This is a genomic window from Singulisphaera sp. GP187, assembly GCF_900129635.1.
Lineage (GTDB): Bacteria > Planctomycetota > Planctomycetia > Isosphaerales > Isosphaeraceae > Singulisphaera.
Genome location: NZ_FSRB01000001.1, coordinates 5469701 through 5486878 on the forward strand (window position 1 = coordinate 5469701; position 17178 = coordinate 5486878).

Consider the following 17178-nt stretch of genomic DNA (forward strand, 5'->3'; position numbering starts at 1 on the left):
GCAACCAACTTTACTCGTTCCCATGGGGGACCGTGGGAACGAGGGGGATTCCTCGCTCTATGGTGGGTCGTGCCCACCCCATAAAAGGCCGGTTCGCCTCGCATCCGTACGACTTGAGAACCCTTTTCTCTCTCTCGAATTGCAGGAAAAGCAGGAAATCCTGGAAATTTATGAGAATCCCCGTTCCTCAAACGGGCGGCTGCGTCAAAATGAATCTGCGAGAACGAGTCAGAGAGCCAGCCCAACGACGGCGACGAGGTTTCGCGTCGGACGCTACGAAGGACCACCAAGGCTATGTGCGGGATCACGGGGGCGGCCTGGACGGACGCCGGCCGGCCTTTGGCCGAGGATGCCTTGGCGGCGATGATGACGCGGATCGTGCATCGCGGACCCGACGACTCGGGGGTCTACCGCGACGACCACGCGGCCTTGGGGTTTCGCCGGCTCTCGATCGTCGACCTCTCCGGCGGCCATCAGCCGCTCAGCAACGAGGACGGCACGATCTGGACCGTGTTCAACGGCGAGATCTACAACTTTCCCGAGCTGAGGCACCGTCTGGAAGCGCGGGGGCATTCGCTCCGTTCGACCGGGGACACCGAGGTTCTCGTCCACCTCTACGAGGACGAAGGCCCTGGGATGTTCTCCCTGCTCCGCGGGATGTTCGCGCTGGCGATCTGGGACGCCCCCCGCCGGCGCCTGCTTCTGGGTCGCGACCGGCTCGGGCAGAAACCGTTGGTCTACCGTCACGACCGGACGCGGATCCTCTTCGCCAGCGAGTTGAAGTCGCTCCTGGCTTTACCCGAGTCCGAGTTCCCCAGACGCGTCGATCCGTTGGCCCTGGATCGCTACCTGACCTACGGCTATGTCCCCCACCCGGACACGATCCTGGCAGGCACCCACAAACTCCCCCCGGCGCACTACGCGGTCTGGGAGGACGGGACGCTCCGGCTGGAACGCTACTGGAACCCTGAGTGGAATCTCGAGCGGAACCGCCCGCTGGGCGAGGACGTCGAAGAGCTCCGCGCGACGCTGGGCAACGCGGTCCGCGAGCAGATGGTGGCCGACGTGCCGCTCGGGGCCTTCCTCTCGGGGGGGATCGACTCGACGATTATTGTCGGTCTGATGCAAGCGGCGTCGACCCGGCCGGTGAAGACCTTTTCCATCGGCTTCGACGACCCTGCGTTCGACGAGACCCGGTTCGCCGAGCTCGCCGCGCGGCATTTGGGGACCGAGCACCACGCGTTCGTCGTGACGCCGCGGGCCTGGGAATTGCTCCCGGCCCTGGCGGCCCAGTTCGACGAGCCGTTCGCCGACAGCTCGGCGGTGCCGACCTGGTACGTCGCGCAAGAGACGCGCCGGGAGGTGACGGTGGCCCTGACGGGCGACGCGGGGGACGAGCTGTTCGCGGGCTACGATCGCTATCGGGCGATCGCCCTGGCCAGCCTGACCGACCGGCTCCCCGCGGGGCCGCGGCGGGTGTTGCAAGGGCCGGTCGCGCGGGCCTTGCCGGTCTCCACCCGGGCGAAGACCCCGATGCGCAAGGTCCGCCGCTGGCTGGAGGGGATCGGCGAAGAACCGGTGGCCCGCTACCTCCGCTGGATCTGCCAGTTCGACGAGGCGAGTCGCGTTTCCTTATATTCTGACTCCTGGATCGAAATGCTCGCCGAGGCCGGGGCCGCTCGACCCGCCGAGGCCGACCCCGTCTCGGCGCTCACCCGCGCCTTTGCCGCGGCCACGCGCCGCGACCCGGTCACCCGCGCCATGGCTGCCGACCTGCTGACGTACTTGCCGTGCGACCTCCTGGTCAAAGTTGATATGGCGAGCATGGCGCACAGCCTGGAGTGCCGCGGCCCGCTCCTGGACCACCGGGTGGTCGAGCTGGCGATGGCGATGCCGATCGCGCGCAAGCTTCGGCTCCGCAACGGCCATTCGAAAGCGATCCTCAAACAAGCGTTCGCCGAATACCTTCCCCCGGCGATCCGCAACCGCCCCAAGATGGGCTTTGGCGTCCCGGTCGACCGCTGGTTCCGCGGCCCCCTGAAAGACGAGCTCCGCTCCGTCCTGCTCGACCCCGTCTCCCTGAACCGCGGGCTCTTTCGCCCCGACGCAATCGCAACCTTGATCGATGAGCACATCCAAAACAAACGCGACCACGCCTACAAGCTTTGGACCTTGCTCGTCCTCGAACTCTGGTTCCGCAACCACATCGACGCCGCCTCGACCTGAGACTGCGCGGACCCCTCCCAAAGCGGAGGATTTCACCAGGTTCACGCGAAGGGGAGGAGGAGCTTGTTAACAAGGAGGGTGACGGAGCGATTGATTTTGACCGCTGGATTCACCCTCGCCCCTGTGAACTTATTATACTCTCTTGACTCCTCCGCGCTCTCCACGCCTCCGCGTGGGTGAGTCTTTCGGTTCAGCGAGACAGAGCGGCAAAATGAGTCTGTCGCAAGGAAACCGGGCCGTCTGTCTGCCCCGAAGGTCGAAATTCGCGGGAGAAACTCGTTCCCACGCCGAGCGTGGAAACGAGATCCCAGTATCCTTGCGACAGTCTCGGTAAAATCTAAGCTTGCAAAGTTTGTGTTTGCGCAAGCCCTTACGTGATAGGGCTTCCGTGGATTTTGCGATGAAGATGTTTCGGTACGTGCAGCTTGCGGAACTTGGCAGCCGGCCGATGTCCGGCAAGGCAAGTTCCGCGGCCGGGTGCTCTTGGGACCAACGCGATTGCTGATTCAGAATTGCGGTGGAGCGGTGTGGATGAGCAGCGGCTGATCGGTCGTTTCGTGCGGCGTGGGGCCACCGTGCCCCAGGGTGACCATGTTGGTGGGGCTACCGGTTTGTCCCTCGTGGTAGGTCATGCCGATGACCCGTCGCGGCGGTTCGCCAGGGGGTAGCGTTCCGCGGTGCAGCCGGATCAAGGTGTCCTCCCACCCTTCTTTTTCGCGACTTTGCCCTCTGGCAATGACCGTTCGGCCGACGGCGTAGACCGTCATCGTGAACATGAGAAGCGTTCCCCTTCTGGCGTCTCGTCCTTGTTGGATGACCGGCTGACGCTTCCGGTTTCCCTCTATATACAGTGGAGAATACGCGGAGTCCAGATAAATAATTTGGATGTCGTTGATTGGACGAGTTGTCAATATTATGTATGTTCGGAGCCGAGAATCAATCGACCGCCGGGATCCTGGCCGAAACTGTCGGATCGTTGTCATTTCGTCCGTGGGTGAGCCGGCGTATGATTCCCTTGTGACTGCGGGGTTGTTGGGTTGGAGGGGTTCACTGGGATGACGTCCCGAGGTCGAAAGCGAGCCCGAGTGGGGGAGCGAGCATCGGCCCGTCGGGTCGTCGTGGTCGCCTTTCCCCAGGTCAACATTCTCGACGTGGCAGGCCCCTCTGAAGTCTTCAACGCCACCAGTCTGGTTGCGGCCGGGGCCGAGCTGGGCGGGAGTGAGGGCTATGAGATCGAGCTGATCGCGACGGTCCGTGAGCCGTCCCTTGAGACATCCAGCGGGATTCGCCTGCTCGCTCACTCGGACTTCGCGCGTTGTCGGGGCCCGATCGATACTCTGCTCGTCGCCGGCGGGCCGGGTGTCTGGGAGGCGGCCAAGGATGAGGAACTCCTCAAGTGGCTTCGTCGCACGGCCCCTCGCGTGCGACGTCTGGGATCCGTCTGCACCGGCGCCTTCGTGCTGGCTGCCGCTGGGCTGCTCGACGGACGCAGGGCGACGACCCATTGGGAGCGTTGCGAGCAACTCGCCCGCGAGTTTCCGAAGATTGACATCGACCTCGATTCCATTTTTGTCAGGGATGGAAATGTCTCAACCTCAGCGGGAGTGACCGCCGGGATGGATCTGGCGCTCGCCTTTGTCGAGGAGGACTTTGGCCGCGAAGTCGCGCTCCGGGTTGCACGGAAGCTGGTGATGTTTCTCCAGAGGCCCGGCGGGCAATCGCAATTCAGCTCCCTACTCCACCTTCAGGCCGCCGATCGTGAGCCGTTGCGCGCGTTGCAGACGTGGGTGGTCGAGCATCTCGCGGAAGACCTTTCAAACGAGCGATTGGCCGAACGGGTGTGGATGAGCCCGCGGAACTTCGCCCGGGTCTTTCGCCGCGAAGTGGGGGTGACCCCCGCGCGGTTCATCGAGCGACTTCGGGTGGAAGCGGCACGCCGCCGGTTGGAAGAGTCCGCCGGCTCGATCGAACAGGTTGCCCGCGAATGCGGATTCGGGAGCGCCGACTCGATGAGGCGCTCGTTCGTGAGGGTGATCCGAGTGCCACCGAGCGATTACCGAGCCCGGTTCCAATCCGAACCGCCCGCGGCCCCCGATGACGAAGAAGGGCCTTTCGGCATGCAGCCAACCATGACATCCTGATCCGATTCATTTCCGGGAGAATTCGCGATGGACACACGCAGAACCTTCCTCCAGAACTCTCTGACATTGGCCGGGGGCTTGGCCGTCGCTGGTTCTCCGCCGCTTTTGGTCGCCAAGGAAATTCCGAGGTCGGAAAGAACCGAGGCCTCTCAGGGAACGATGAAGATGGATCGACACTTGAACATTGGAGCGATGATTTACCCTCGGATGGACCAGATCGACTTCACGGGGCCGTTCGAGGTCCTCGCGCAGCTTCCGAATTCGACGTTCCACGTTGCGTGGAAGGAGAAGCAGCCGGTCCGTGATTACCGAGGGCTCATCCTGACTCCCGAGAGGACGCTCGCCGAGGTCCCGCCGCTGGACGTCCTCGTCATCCCCGGCGGTCCGGGTCAGGAAAACCTGATGGAGGACAAACTGGTGCTCGCGTTCATTCGGGACCAGGCCGCCAGGGCGCATTGCGTGTTCTCCGTCTGTACCGGAGCCTTGATCTGTGGAGCGGCCGGCTTGCTCAAGGGCGTCCGGGCCACGACCCACTGGGGCGCGTTCGACCTCCTCGCGTATTTTGGAGCGATTCCGGTCAACCAGCGCGTCGTCGTGGATGGCAAGCTGGTGACCGCGGCCGGGGTGACCGCCGGGATCGACGGAGCGCTGCGGGTCGCCGCGCTGCTTCGAGGGGATCAAGTGGCCCAGGAGATTCAACTCGGGATCGAGTACGCGCCGGAGCCGCCATTCCAGAGTGGTACCCCCGCGACAGCGCCGGCTGCGGTCCGGAAAGCCGTCGAAGCGAGGATTGCGGGACTGACCAAGGACCGGCTTTCCACAGCAAGGCGAGTGGCCTCGAGGCTGGGAATCCCGGTCAAGGCGGAATCGGGATCCCCTCAATAAAGGCTCTCTCAGAACATCTGGGCCAGCATGTCTCGTACCTCCTGCAAGGCTCCCTTGCGCCTTGAATGTCACCCTGAGGACGGTCATCATGTCCTCACTCCTGGGGTTTTCGAGGACCTTTGGTGAGAACCCGGTCCCAAAACGCTCGGGCTTGAGTGACAATGCGAGCGATTCTCTTTGACTTGACGCGACTCATTCGATTCCGGGAGCCACGATGAAGATCCCCAAGGACTTAGGGATGACCGTGCTGGCCGTCTGGCTGATCCTCCACGGCCTGTTATCGGCTCCTTTCCTCAAGATCAACTTTGTCTACAGTGGCGACGTGTTGGCTCTCCTCGCGATTGCCGCGGGGGTCTTACTTTTGATGAAACGGTGAGACAACACGATCCAATTGGGGAGTTGGGGCAAGCCGCCCGGTTCCCCAGCTCTCACTCGGTTTTTCCCGTGGGGGGGCCTCTGTGCCTCCCCCGGGTTATCGGTGCACGATGTGGATCGAGTCCGCGCGTCCGGTGTCATTCCCATACAGCCTTTTGAGCGTCCGGGATCGGCAGAGCCTTGTGAACTCACCCATCCTGATTGCCGGTAAGCAACCGGTGACTTTTACGGATTCAGAAAGGCCACAGAAGCGGCGAGCGATCCGCTCCTGACTCTCGGTCTGCCAGCTCACTCACTACCCAGAACTCGTTGTTTACGGATGTTTTTCGATTGCTACAAGTGCATTGATGCTTGATGAGCTGGCTCGTTACGCATTTGCCGTGAAAGACAGACGCTGTCGCCACCTTGCCGGGTATTCCGCCCGGGTCCGTCAACCCGTGCCGTTGCCACGGTGTCAACCGAGCCAGTCCCTGCGAACGCCCAAAGACAGGGAGCGATCAGCTCCCTGTCTTTCGACGGACGAATAGACCCCGGTAACGTGTCGACATTCGCGAAAATCGACGACTTTGGGAGTCTGTCGCAAGGAAACCGGGCCGTCTGTCAGCCCCGGTGGCCGAAATTCGCGGGAGAAACGCGTTCCCATGCTCCGCGTGGGAATGCCGTTCTGGCCGCTCTGCGGCCCCACCCGCCGAGGAGGACGACGCTGAGCGTCGCGGACGGCGTTCCCACGCAGAGCGTGGGAACGAGATCCCGGTATCCTTGCTACAGTCTCGACTTTGGCCGCCTTTTTGTTGCGGAATTGGCAGTTTGTTTAAATTGAAATATTTTGATTTATTTGAATAATTCTAGGGCGTTCATCTTGGCGATGATCCACAGTCTAAAAGAATTCAGAGTGACGACTCTTTTTTGTGTAGGAATTCGTTGGATTATTGTGTAATAGTCTTTGGTGCGATCCCTAAACGAACCGTCAACTTATTCTTTACAACCTCGTGATATCGTGGTGCTTCCGTGGTATCACCGTCATTCCGTGCGCTGCGGGATCAATTGCCGACATGCTCGAACAGTATTGTTCGGATCAAGCAGCAAGATTGATCAGTATCGGAAGGGCTCTCTTGGAGCGAAGGATTACGCTTACTGTGAGATGATTAAGCTAATTACTCATGCGAGGATTGGTGATGCGAGCGAACGTTATCGGTTTGTCTCCACGCCGCGTGAGGGCGTTCACGTTAATCGAGCTTTTGGTGGTCATCGCGATCATCGCGGTGCTGATCGCCCTGTTGTTGCCGGCGGTGCAGGCGGCCCGCGAGGCGGCTCGTCGGTCGCAGTGTACCAACAACCTGAAGCAGCTCGGCCTTGCCATGCACAACTACCACAGTTCGAACGACTCGTTCCCGATGGGACGCACGGGGATGGGCTTCTCGTACCCGGTCAGCAATGGCGACCCGAACCGTCGAACGTGGGCGTTTAACATCCTGGCGAACATTGAGCAGGTGCCGCTCTACAATGCGATCAACTTCAGCAGGACGTTCTACGACTGGTGCAACACGACGGTGATGAGGGCCGAGGTCGCCGCCTACAATTGTCCCTCCGACCCCGGCTGCACCATCGTCCTGTCACCGTCCACCCCCCAGACCGTGCGCTCCAATGGCAACTATATGGTCAACTGGGGGAACACCACCTGGTACCAGGACATGACGTCCCCGTCCTATAACCCCTACTCTGGGCCGTTGCCGCCGACGACGGGCCTTCCCTACCTCAGTGCCCCATTCACGGCCAACAAGGCGATCAACTTCAGCGGGATCGTTGATGGCACGAGCAATACCCTGATGATGAGCGAAATCATCTGCCCTGAATCCAAGGGACCCACGAACGGCGAAGTGGATCACCGGGGCGACATCTGGAACGACGACCAGAACTGTGCCATGTTCATGGCCTACTCCACACCCAACTCGAAGACGATCGACCAAGTGCCGGGCTACTGCGTGAGTACCGACCTGAAACCGTCGAATCCTCCATGTATCAACGCACTTCCCGGGTTCAACGCCGCGCGAAGTTACCACCGAGGGGGAGTGAACGCACTGATGTGCGACGGTAGCGTCAAGTACGTGAAGGACGCAGTGAATCTCAACATTTGGCGAGGGCTGAGCTCGATGAATGGAAGCGAAGTTCTCTCCTCCGACTCGTTCTGATTTGAGCGATCCCCCAAGCAGAAGGCCGCGGTTTGCCTTGAGCCACCTCGCCTGGCGATCTTCGGCCGCAGCGCGATTGCGGTTTCTACTTATCCGTCGTAATAAGAATTCTCTTTTGAAAGGTTTTGAATGATGCGGAGGTGCAGATTTGGCTATGCAACGAGCACGCTGGTACTTCTTCTCGGTCTGACCGGCTGTGGACGCGGCACTCCCGAAATTCCCCCGGCCCCATCGCAGCCTGCGGGCGCCGATCCGAACGCGGTGCCGCCGGGCATGGAGCCGGCGGACCCAAAGACCAAGAGATAATGCCGCCAACTTACGGAAACTGTTGCCACATTACGGGGATTTCTGCCCGGCCTCGGGTCTAACCCTTGCTCCATCGTCAACTTACGAGAACCCCGGGAGGGAGCAATGCAATCGCTCCCTCCCGGGGTTCTTTGATTGAGTAAGTGAACGATCGACGCAAGTCCCTATGTCGCTCCTGTGATCTCTGTCCACAACTCCATCTGGAGTGCTGTCGCCCCCCTCCCCTTTCTCGGCTGATTGCGCGGCTGGATCACGATTCGCACATGGGGAGGCCGAACCTGATTTGGCCCCGGCGCAGGCTCGGCCTGACACGGTGACGGTGGATGGCGCCTGGACCTTGATTCACGAGGGCGTGCCTCAAGGTTTGATATCGAGGAAATAGCGCGCCGCGAGGAGTCGTCGCTCGACTTCGTTCAGGTTTTCGCGCTCGCGACGGATGCTGACCAGAAGTTGGGGCTCGTTGGTGATGATGTTGGTCACTCCACGCTCGATCAACTCGACCATCTGTCGCGGGTCGTTGACGGTCCAGACGTAGACCTCTTTTCCCAGGGCGTGCGCTCTGCGGATGAGTCGGGTGGTCAGGAAATTTCGGTTGACGCTGAGGACGTCGGTGTTCAGCCGGTTCATGTCGCCGATGGCGTAAGTGATGACCGCGGCGGTCCGAAGTTGTGGGTTGTGCCGTTTCGCTTCGATCAGGCCGTCATAGGTCAGGGAGGCGACGACGCATTCCGACTCGAACTGTTCATGGCGGATCAGGCGGGCGACCGCCCCGGCGAGCTGGCGGTTCCTGCCGCGGAATTTGAGCTCGATGTTCAGTTTGATCTTTCCGCGGGCCAGGTTGATCGCCTCTTCGAGGGTCGGGACTCGTTCGCCGACGTGCGCGGGGCTGAAGCGTCGGCCGACATCCACCTGGCGGATCTCGTCGAGGGTGAGATCCCAGACTGTGCGGGGGTCGCCCGCCATCCGCATCAGGTCGTCGTCGTGGAGCAGGACGATCGCGCCGTCGGCCGTCTCGTGGACGTCGATCTCGGCGTAGTCGGCCCCGGCCTCGATCGCGCCTTGGATGGCGCTCAGGGTGTTTTCCGGGTGCCGGCGGGCGTCTCCGCGGTGGGCGGTGATTTCCACACGTTGGCCGGCGTCGGTCTTCGCCGTGGAGCCGAACGCGACGACGGCGACGAAGCCGACGAACATGGCGCTAACCACCATCCAGAGCCGGAGGGGATGCGGTTTGCGGCTTTTGTGGATGGCCGGATCCTGATCGGGCTCGTCCCCGACCCCCTCCCCGACCGCGAACCGGATGGTTCCACCCCGCTCGGCGTAGAGCCGGAGGATCAGCAAGCTGTGAACGGTGACCATCACGAACGAGAGTGCGGCCAGGAGCAGTCCATGACCGGCCAGCAGACTGATCACGAGCGGAATCACGACCGAGGCATGATAGCCCGCGGCATTCAGCGCCAAGGCCGAGAACCCGCGGAATGCTCCGACCAGGATCGCTGACAAGCCGAGCCCGAGGATCTCCCAACCGAGCAGGATTGTGGCGACCCTCCAGAACGCCCCCCGGCCCCGCCGCCAACTCTCCCCGAGCGCCGCTTGGCCGGGGAGCCCTTCCAGAAGCACGATCGGCAGCGCGAAAACCCAACGGACGCAGAGCGAGAAGCCGACCACGACGGCCCCAGCCAGCAGAAGGAGGCCAATGCCTAAACCCAGATAGAACGATGTCGGACGGTCGGACAGATAGAGATTGATATCGTGGCGTGTAAATAAGGCGATGTAAATGATTCCCGCCAGGATGGCGAAAGGCGCGGAGGTCACGATCAGGGCGGCCAATCCGACGAAGCCGATCCGCAACACCCGCAAGGCGGCGGCCGCCAGGGTTTGCGACACGCGCCCGACGCGGAACGCCAGCCCTTGGCCGCTCATCGCGGCGATGAACATCACGCCCAGATGCTCGAACAGGAAGAGCCAGATCGTGGCGACTCCGGCGATCAGGCCCACCAACAGCCCTCGAGGCGAGAGCATAAAGGCCACGATGTCCTTGTTCGTCACGGCGCCTTGGTCGGCCGTCGCCACGATCGCTGGGAGCAGCCAGACCGTGCCGAACAGCCAGAGGGGATAAACCAGCCCTTTGAACGCGACTTCGAACAGGACGAGCGGCATCAGGATCCGCTGGAAGTCGCCGAGGACGCCGCGAGCGAGCGTCGCCATGGAGGCCGAGGCCGAGGCCGGTGCGGGATCATCCAGGCGGTCGACGTTGACGAGACTCACGGAAACCTCGGGGCCTGAGTGGCGAGTTCATTCTTGAATTCAAGGTGTTCCGGTGGGCGTGACGCGGAACCATCGGCGAAACGACGATCGCCTTGGCGGCCCGTCCCCTGGGACCGCGGGCGTCCCGCCCGCAATTCGATTGTATTGTGTTCAATTCAAATTCATTGAATTCAAATCAAGAGCGGGCGGGTCGCCCGCGGTCCCAGGGGGGGCAAGACAAGAACAGGCGGGTCGCCCGCGGTCCCAGGGGGGCAAGACAAGAGCGGGCGGGTCGCCCGCGGGCCCAGGGAATACGGAAGGTTTGCTGGGATGGGAACTGGATCGTGGGGATCTTCTGGTGCGTCGGCCGGCGTCCTGGAATGGAATGTGGACGCCGGCTGTGGTTTCCTTCAGCCCGGAGTTCAGGGCTTGTCCTTTGCCAGGGCTGCGGGATCGTCGATCACAATCCCCCGTGGTGTCACCTGTGACACCACGGGCTTGTCCTTTGCCAGGGCTGCGGGATCGTCGATCACGAGGTAGTGCCCGTGGTCGGCGGTGACGATCATGAGGGAGTCGTCCCAGTTGCTATGGGTTTCGACCCACTTGATGATCGACCGGATCGCGTCCTCGCCGCTGTAGACCGCGCCGATGGCGTTGTCGAGGTTGTTGCTGTGCAGGGCGAAGTCGACGTCACCGGCTTCGACGAACAGGGCGAACGGCTGCGCCGGCTTGGCCGTGAGGACGGTCAGGGCGGCCTCGGTCATGTCGGCCAGGGTGGGCTGCTCGTTGAGCTCGGCCGGGGTGTAGGTCTCCGCCTTGCCACCGAGGTCGGGAGAGGGGTCGAAGTGGCCGTCGGCGGTCTGGTATGGCAGGTGGTTATGGGCCTTCGTGCCGTAGAGGCCGAAAAGACGCTCACCGCGCTGGGCGGCGGTCGCGGCGGCTTTGCGGAGGGCTTCGCCGCCTTTGACGCCGGCCTCGGGCTGGGCCACGACGTACTTGCCGCCGTTCTTGACGTCAATGGCCGCCTTGTCGGCGTCGGTGATGTAGAGACCGCCCGCGACGCCGTTCTTGCCTTGCGCCTTCTTGACTCCCGACTCCGGGATCGACTGGTCGAAGCCGGTTCCCATCACCACGTCGAGCCCGGGGAGTTGCGGTCCCTTCTTCGTTTCCTGGACCACGCTGGGCAGGCCGAGCATCTCGCGGCCCAGGTCCTGGTAGTCGTCGCGGTGGACGTTGTGCGCGTACATCGCCGAGGGCGAGGCGTGGGGGAACGGGACGCTGGTGACCGTGCCGACCTTCCAGCCGTCGGCCTGGAGCTGGTTGAAGAGGGTGGGCACGAACCGGCCGTTATCGGCGACGTTGACGCCGTTATTGTAGGCCTTGACTCCAGTTGCAAACTCGGCGGCGCTCGTGGACGAATCGGTATACGCATGGACGACGCGACCGACGGCCTTCACGCCCGCTTTGTCCGCCTCATGGCCCGACTGTCCCTTGAGGTAGCCGGGGGCCTTCGGTCCGAGCGGGCCAAGGGTCCACGGGTTCGGCCCGGCGATCTGGGCGTCATAGCCTCCCGGGGTGGCGTCGGCCCCGATGGTGACGGTCTGGGCGTCGACGTTCGGCTTGTTCTTGTCGTAAGTCGGGCTGGTGACGTAATAGCCGTACTGGGCTGACCCTTCGGCGGTATAGTCCTGGAAGATCAGGCCCGACCCCTTCCCCTCGGTGTACACCTTGCCCGTCTTGGCGATCGCGGCGGCCTGGGTCGTCTGCCAGTCGAAGCCATCGAACCAGACGATAAAGAGGTGTTTGACGCCGTTCTTGATGGCGTCGCGCTGAACCTGATAGAGACTGCTCTGGTCGGCGTACTCAGCCTCGGGGTTGACGGTATTCTCGGGCAGGAACCCATAGAGCGCCTTGACCTTCTCGGAGTCACGATAGGGGCTATTCGCTCCGGTGACCTGGTCGAGCCGTCCCTTCCGTCCGAAGGTATAGACCGGGATCAGGCGGTTGCTGTGGCTGCCGTGGTTCGAGAAGACGTCGCCGGCTCCTTGGGAGCCGAAGTGGTAGGGGCGCGCGATTTTCTTCTTGGTGGTGGCGACGTTCTGTGTCTGCAACTCCTTGATCCGGTCCGCGCCCTGGACCGGCAAGGCCGAGGCGGGCAGGGTTGCGGCGAGAATCAGGGCGGCATGGAGCCAGGGGCGGTGGAATGGGCGGGTGGTCACGGACGTCTCCCCGAGGTGGCATTGGCAAGAAACGCACGGCGGTCGCCGGCGTGGAACGAGCGTTTTCCTTAGCCTGATCGTGACAACGAGCGAAGTAGGATTCACGCTCAAAGCTACCAAAACGGTGCGAAGAAACGAAAGGTGCGACGAGGGCATGAACCCACGACTTCTCCCGGTTACCCGTTGGCTTGTCCGGCCCCCGCGGGCACAATGGGGGCTTCCCATCGTTTGCGAATCTACGGAACGGAGGTAGCCTGGTGCATCGTGATGTTTTGGCCATTGTCCTCGCCGGGGGGCGCGGGACCCGCCTGGAACCCCTGACGCGCGATCGGGCCAAACCGGCCGTACCCTTCGGTGGGATCTACCGGATCATCGACTTCACGCTGTCCAACTGCCTGAACTCGGATGTCCGCAAGATTCTGATCCTGACGCAGTACAAGGCCGTCAGCCTGAACCGGCACATCGACCAGGGCTGGAAGTTTCTTTGCCGCGAGCTCGACGAGTACATCGAGGTCATTCCGCCGCAGCAGCGGATCGCCGAGATGTGGTATCAGGGGACGGCCGACGCGATCTACCAGAACGTCTATACGATCGAGAAGGCCGCGCCTCGCGACACCCTGATCCTCGCCGGCGACCACATCTACAAGATGAACTATGCCGAGATGATCGCGTTCCACCGCGAACGTCGCGCCGACCTGACGATCGCCTGCTTGCCCGTGCCCCGGTCCCAGGCCCGCGAGTTCGGTGTAATCGACGTCGACTCCTCGGGCCGGGTCCTCAGCTTCCTCGAGAAGCCGAAAGACCCGCCCGGGATGCCCGGGAACCCCGACATGAGCTTGGCCTCAATGGGCATCTACGTCTTCGCCACCGACGTGATGTACGAGCTCCTCTTCCAGGACGCCGCCAAGAAGGAAGCGAGCTCGCACGACTTCGGCAAGGACATCATACCGGGCATGCTCGCCGACTCCCGGGTCTTCGCCTATCCGTTCCGCGACGAGAACCGCAAGCAGGCCGCCTACTGGCGCGACGTCGGCACGCTCGACGCCTTTTTCCAGACGAGCATGGACCTGATCCAGATCGACCCGATCTTGAACCTCTACGACCGCAACTGGCCGATCCACACCTATCAGCCGCCGATGCCGCCCCCGAAGTTCGTCCACTCCGACCCCGACCGCCGGGGCGCCGCGCTCAACTCGATCGTCTGCCAGGGCGCGATCGTCTCGGGGGGCCAAGTCTACCGGAGCATCCTCTCGCCGGGGGTCCGGATCAACAGCTACGCCCTGGTCGAAGACTCGATCCTGTTCGAGAACGTCGAGGTCGGCCGCCACGCCCGGATCCGCAAGGCAATCATCGACAAGGACGTCAAGGTCCCCCCCGGCTTGGACATCGGCTGGAACCGCGCGGCCGACCTCGCCCGCGGCCTGACTGTCACCGAAGACGGCGTCACGGTCGTCGCCAAGGGAGAAGACCTCGAACGGTTCATGCCGATGGGGGGGTGAACTAACTCCCCCCCTGCTCTTCTGATGCGACTGGAGAATACCCGCAGGAGCAAAGCCGTCCCAGACATGTCAGTAGCACCAAGGCCCAGCCTGATCGATCCGCCCGCGACATGCTCAGCCGCCGCGGGTCGAGCGGAATCACCTCAGAGTTCAGCGCACGCTCGCCTCCCAGGCGAGCGGGAAGCGTCAATTTCCTGACTTATACACCGCGACGCTGGAATCTCGTCGTACGTGGCAAGGCGCCTGCCTTCCGACTTGACCCGGCACCAGCGATCCTCGGTAATACGTCATTCCGTTGCGGCGGCTTTGGGGTTGGGCCATAATGCGCCCCTTGCGGCATCGCGTGCCCGGTCGAGGACAGGAAAACCACCAGGAGTTCTGATTGTGATGAACCGTTTCATGTCTGTTGCTGTCACGCTCGTCTTTGGCTTTGCGCTGCCGGTTCGCGCGGCGGAGACGCCTGAACCCGTGCGGATGGGGTGCGGGCACATGACGTTCGACACGGTGCCGGGCTGGAGCCTCGGCGCTGACGGCAAGTCGGTGATTGGGCCGTGCCACGGCAGCGTCGTGGTCGACAAGGAGGGCAATATCTATACGAGTGCCCATGCCGGCGTGTTCGTCTTCACGCCCGAGGGCAAGCCGGTCCGCAGCTTCCTCGGCGACAAGTATTCCGACATCCACGACATGAAGATCCGCGACGAAGCCGACGGTGAGTTCATCTACGGGGCACGCAACGCCAACGCCGAAGGGATCAAGTTCAACGCCCGGACCGGTGACATCGTCCTCCACCTTCCTTTCCCCGAGGCGTCGGGCCTGAAGTCGAAGCCATTCAACCCCACGGCGATCACGGTCGCGCCCAACGGCGACATCTATTTGTCAGATGGCTACGCAAGCAACCATATTTTTAAATTCGACAAAAATGGCAAATACTTGATGCACTTCGGGACCAAGGGGAACGGTCTCAAGGAGTTCAACACGGCCCACGGCATGACGCTCGACACGCGTTACAGCCCGCCCCGGCTTTTGATCTGTGACCGCAATCACGAGCCCAAGGGCCGCCTGCTGCATTACAGCCTCGACGGCGAATTCATCGCCGAGGTCGTGACCGGGCTGGGAATGCCGACGTCGGCCGTGGTGCAAGGCGACTATGTTTCGGTGCCGGACCTCCACGGGCGACTGGTCATCCTCGACAAGAGCAACACCATCATCGCGGTCCTCGGCCACAATGACGACCCCGCCAAGCGAGGGAATTACAACGTGCCGCAGGCGCAGTGGATCGAAGGGATCTTCAGCGGTACGCACGGCTCGTCCTGGGACAAGGACGGCAACCTCTATGTTCAGGATTGGAACGTCGCGGGACGGCTCATGAAGCTGGTGCGCGTCAAGTGGCCGACGGTCCGTTGACGGCACAAAGTCCGAAGAAAACGGGTCAGGACTCGAGGACAGAGAGGGCCTGACCCGTCCGTGGCCGGCGCCCAATCCGGCGCGATGTCCACAGTGAGGTTTCCTTGCCTCCCCTCCCGTGCTACATTCCTAACATGCTTGCGGTATAACCATTTGAGTCCCTCCGCCGGGTCGGCGCGACCAGACTCGCCTCGGGCCGCCGAGAACTCCCTGTTCCTGGAAAGGAATCGATCGTGAATCCGGACAATCAGGTCAGCCGTCGGATTGCGTTGGGGATCGGCGTCGCGGGAGTGGGGGCGCTGGCGGCGGGAGCGGTCAGGGGGGAGGAGCCGTCCGGGAAGAAACCCGCGGCTGAAGTGAAATTGCTGCCGACGAGGAAGCTCGGCAGGAATGGTCCGATGGTGCCGATGCTCGCCATGGGGGGCGACATGGAGGCGACCAATGCGCCCGGGCTCATCAACCGGGCCTGGGCCTCGGGCATGCGCTACTACGACACCGCGCAGAAGTATGGCCACGAACACGAGGAAGCGATCTATCGCCGGTGGTTCGCCGCCCATCCCGAGCGTCGCAAGGACATCTTCCTCGTCTCCAAGGACTACCCCAAGAAGAAGGGACCCGAGGAGCTGCTCGAGATGGTCGACAAGCGGCTGGAGGCGCTTGGCACCGATTACCTCGACCTCTACTTCATTCACCAGCTCTGCCCCGAAGTCTATGGAGCGGAGTCAGTCAACTGGGGCAAGAGCGACGTGTTCCGCAAGGTCGCCGAGACGCTCAAGGCCTCGGGCAAGGTCAAGATGGTCGGGTTCTCGTGCCACGGCGGGCCCGAATACATTCAGGCGGCCGCCGATGGCGGGTTCCTCGACGCGCTCATGGTGCAGTACACCCCCTTCTATGAGCGCGGGGGCGCGTTCGACCGGGCGTTGACGGCCTGCCATGAAAAGGGCATCGGCCTGATCGCCATGAAAACCCTGCGGCACGCGGGCAACGTCCCCAAGCGGCTCCCCGAGTTCGAGCGGCTCGGCTTGACCACCCACCAGGCCCTCTTGCAGGCCGTCTGGAGCGACTCACGCATCAGCGCGATTTGCAACGCGGCGCGGAACTTCGATCAGATCAAATCGAGCATCGCCTCGGCCCATGGCTACAAGGCGCCCTTGGAGATTTCGCAGATCGCTCGGCTCAAAGACGCGGTTCTCGCCAGCCGCCGGACGATGTGCCCCGGCTGCCCGTCGTGCGACGCCAAGGTCGCCTCGACCGGATTCGCCTTCCGCGACGTCGCCCGCTACGTGACCTACTTCGAGCAGGACAACTACGGGCAATCGCGCGACCTGTACCTGGCGCTCCCCGCCACGGCCCGAGACTCGTCGCAGGCCGACCTCAAGGCACTTCACGAGGCCTGCGCCTTCGGGATCAACTACCCGGAGATCGCCGCCCGCGCTGAGCGGTACTTCGCCTGAGTGGGAATCTGACACTGGCGCCACGTGACCGGGTCTTCCACCCGGATCCATCAACCCGGTGCCGTTGCCACAGTGTCAAATGAACCAGCCGATGCCAAGGTCCGAAGACAGGGAGCGATCAGCTCCCTGTCTTCCGACGCACGATGAGTCCCCGGTCATGTGACGACAGTCACGGGAATCTTTGGGAATGGCTCACGGGGCCAAGCCGGTGCTCGGAGAGAACGGTTGCCATCACC

Annotated in this window: 11 protein-coding genes; 8 read left to right on the forward strand and 3 right to left on the reverse strand. The window is 62.7% G+C overall.

Translation table 11 applies throughout. The features are described from left to right. Nucleotides 1-294: 294 nt before the first annotated feature. Nucleotides 295-2226 carry an asparagine synthase (glutamine-hydrolyzing) gene (gene asnB, locus BUS42_RS21400; protein ID WP_074309551.1) on the forward strand — a complete coding sequence of 644 codons (1932 nt, stop codon included), beginning with the start codon at nucleotides 295-297 and terminating at the stop codon, nucleotides 2224-2226. A gap of 506 nt (nucleotides 2227-2732) precedes the next feature. On the opposite strand, the gene BUS42_RS21405 is transcribed toward asnB, so the two are convergent. Continuing rightward, a complete protein-coding gene (locus BUS42_RS21405) occupies nucleotides 2733-3002 on the reverse strand; it encodes a hypothetical protein (RefSeq protein WP_074309553.1) in 270 nt (89 codons plus the stop codon). Nucleotides 3003-3311: 309 nt separating this feature from the next. Here BUS42_RS21405 and BUS42_RS21410 point away from each other — a divergent pair, with 309 nt between their 5' ends. The 4 genes from BUS42_RS21410 (at nucleotide 3312) to BUS42_RS21420 (ending at nucleotide 7816) form a co-directional block, all read left to right on the forward strand. Next, the gene (locus BUS42_RS21410; RefSeq protein ID WP_254053650.1) at nucleotides 3312-4367 is read left to right on the forward strand and encodes a GlxA family transcriptional regulator; all 1056 of its coding nucleotides are present in this window, start codon (nucleotides 3312-3314) and stop codon (nucleotides 4365-4367) included. A gap of 165 nt (nucleotides 4368-4532) precedes the next feature. Continuing rightward, nucleotides 4533-5252, forward strand: coding sequence for a DJ-1/PfpI family protein (locus BUS42_RS21415; RefSeq protein ID WP_216821056.1), 720 nt, complete (start codon nucleotides 4533-4535; stop codon nucleotides 5250-5252). 214 nt (nucleotides 5253-5466) lie between these two features. Next, nucleotides 5467-5628 (forward strand): hypothetical protein, encoded by a 162-nt coding sequence (locus BUS42_RS44150; protein ID WP_173878248.1) that lies wholly within the window; start codon nucleotides 5467-5469, stop codon nucleotides 5626-5628. 1174 nt (nucleotides 5629-6802) lie between these two features. Beyond that, nucleotides 6803-7816 (forward strand): DUF1559 domain-containing protein, encoded by a 1014-nt coding sequence (locus BUS42_RS21420; RefSeq protein ID WP_074311318.1) that lies wholly within the window; start codon nucleotides 6803-6805, stop codon nucleotides 7814-7816. 663 nt (nucleotides 7817-8479) lie between these two features. Here BUS42_RS21420 and BUS42_RS21425 read toward each other — a convergent pair. Beyond that, the gene (locus BUS42_RS21425; RefSeq protein ID WP_074309557.1) at nucleotides 8480-10387 is read right to left on the reverse strand and encodes a glycerophosphodiester phosphodiesterase; all 1908 of its coding nucleotides are present in this window, start codon (nucleotides 10385-10387) and stop codon (nucleotides 8480-8482) included. Nucleotides 10388-10788: 401 nt separating this feature from the next. Next, nucleotides 10789-12585, reverse strand: coding sequence for an alkaline phosphatase (locus tag BUS42_RS21430; RefSeq protein ID WP_254053651.1), 1797 nt, complete (start codon nucleotides 12583-12585; stop codon nucleotides 10789-10791). A 257-nt stretch (nucleotides 12586-12842) separates the two neighbouring features. Between BUS42_RS21430 and glgC the strand changes: the two genes are divergently transcribed. From glgC to BUS42_RS21445, 3 genes are all read left to right on the forward strand, one after another. After that, a complete protein-coding gene (gene glgC / locus BUS42_RS21435) occupies nucleotides 12843-14084 on the forward strand; it encodes a glucose-1-phosphate adenylyltransferase (protein WP_074309559.1) in 1242 nt (413 codons plus the stop codon). A gap of 399 nt (nucleotides 14085-14483) precedes the next feature. Beyond that, the gene (locus tag BUS42_RS21440; protein ID WP_254053652.1) at nucleotides 14484-15488 is read left to right on the forward strand and encodes a 6-bladed beta-propeller; all 1005 of its coding nucleotides are present in this window, start codon (nucleotides 14484-14486) and stop codon (nucleotides 15486-15488) included. A 233-nt stretch (nucleotides 15489-15721) separates the two neighbouring features. Next, a complete protein-coding gene (locus tag BUS42_RS21445) occupies nucleotides 15722-16942 on the forward strand; it encodes an aldo/keto reductase (protein WP_074309562.1) in 1221 nt (406 codons plus the stop codon). Nucleotides 16943-17178 lie beyond the last annotated feature (236 nt).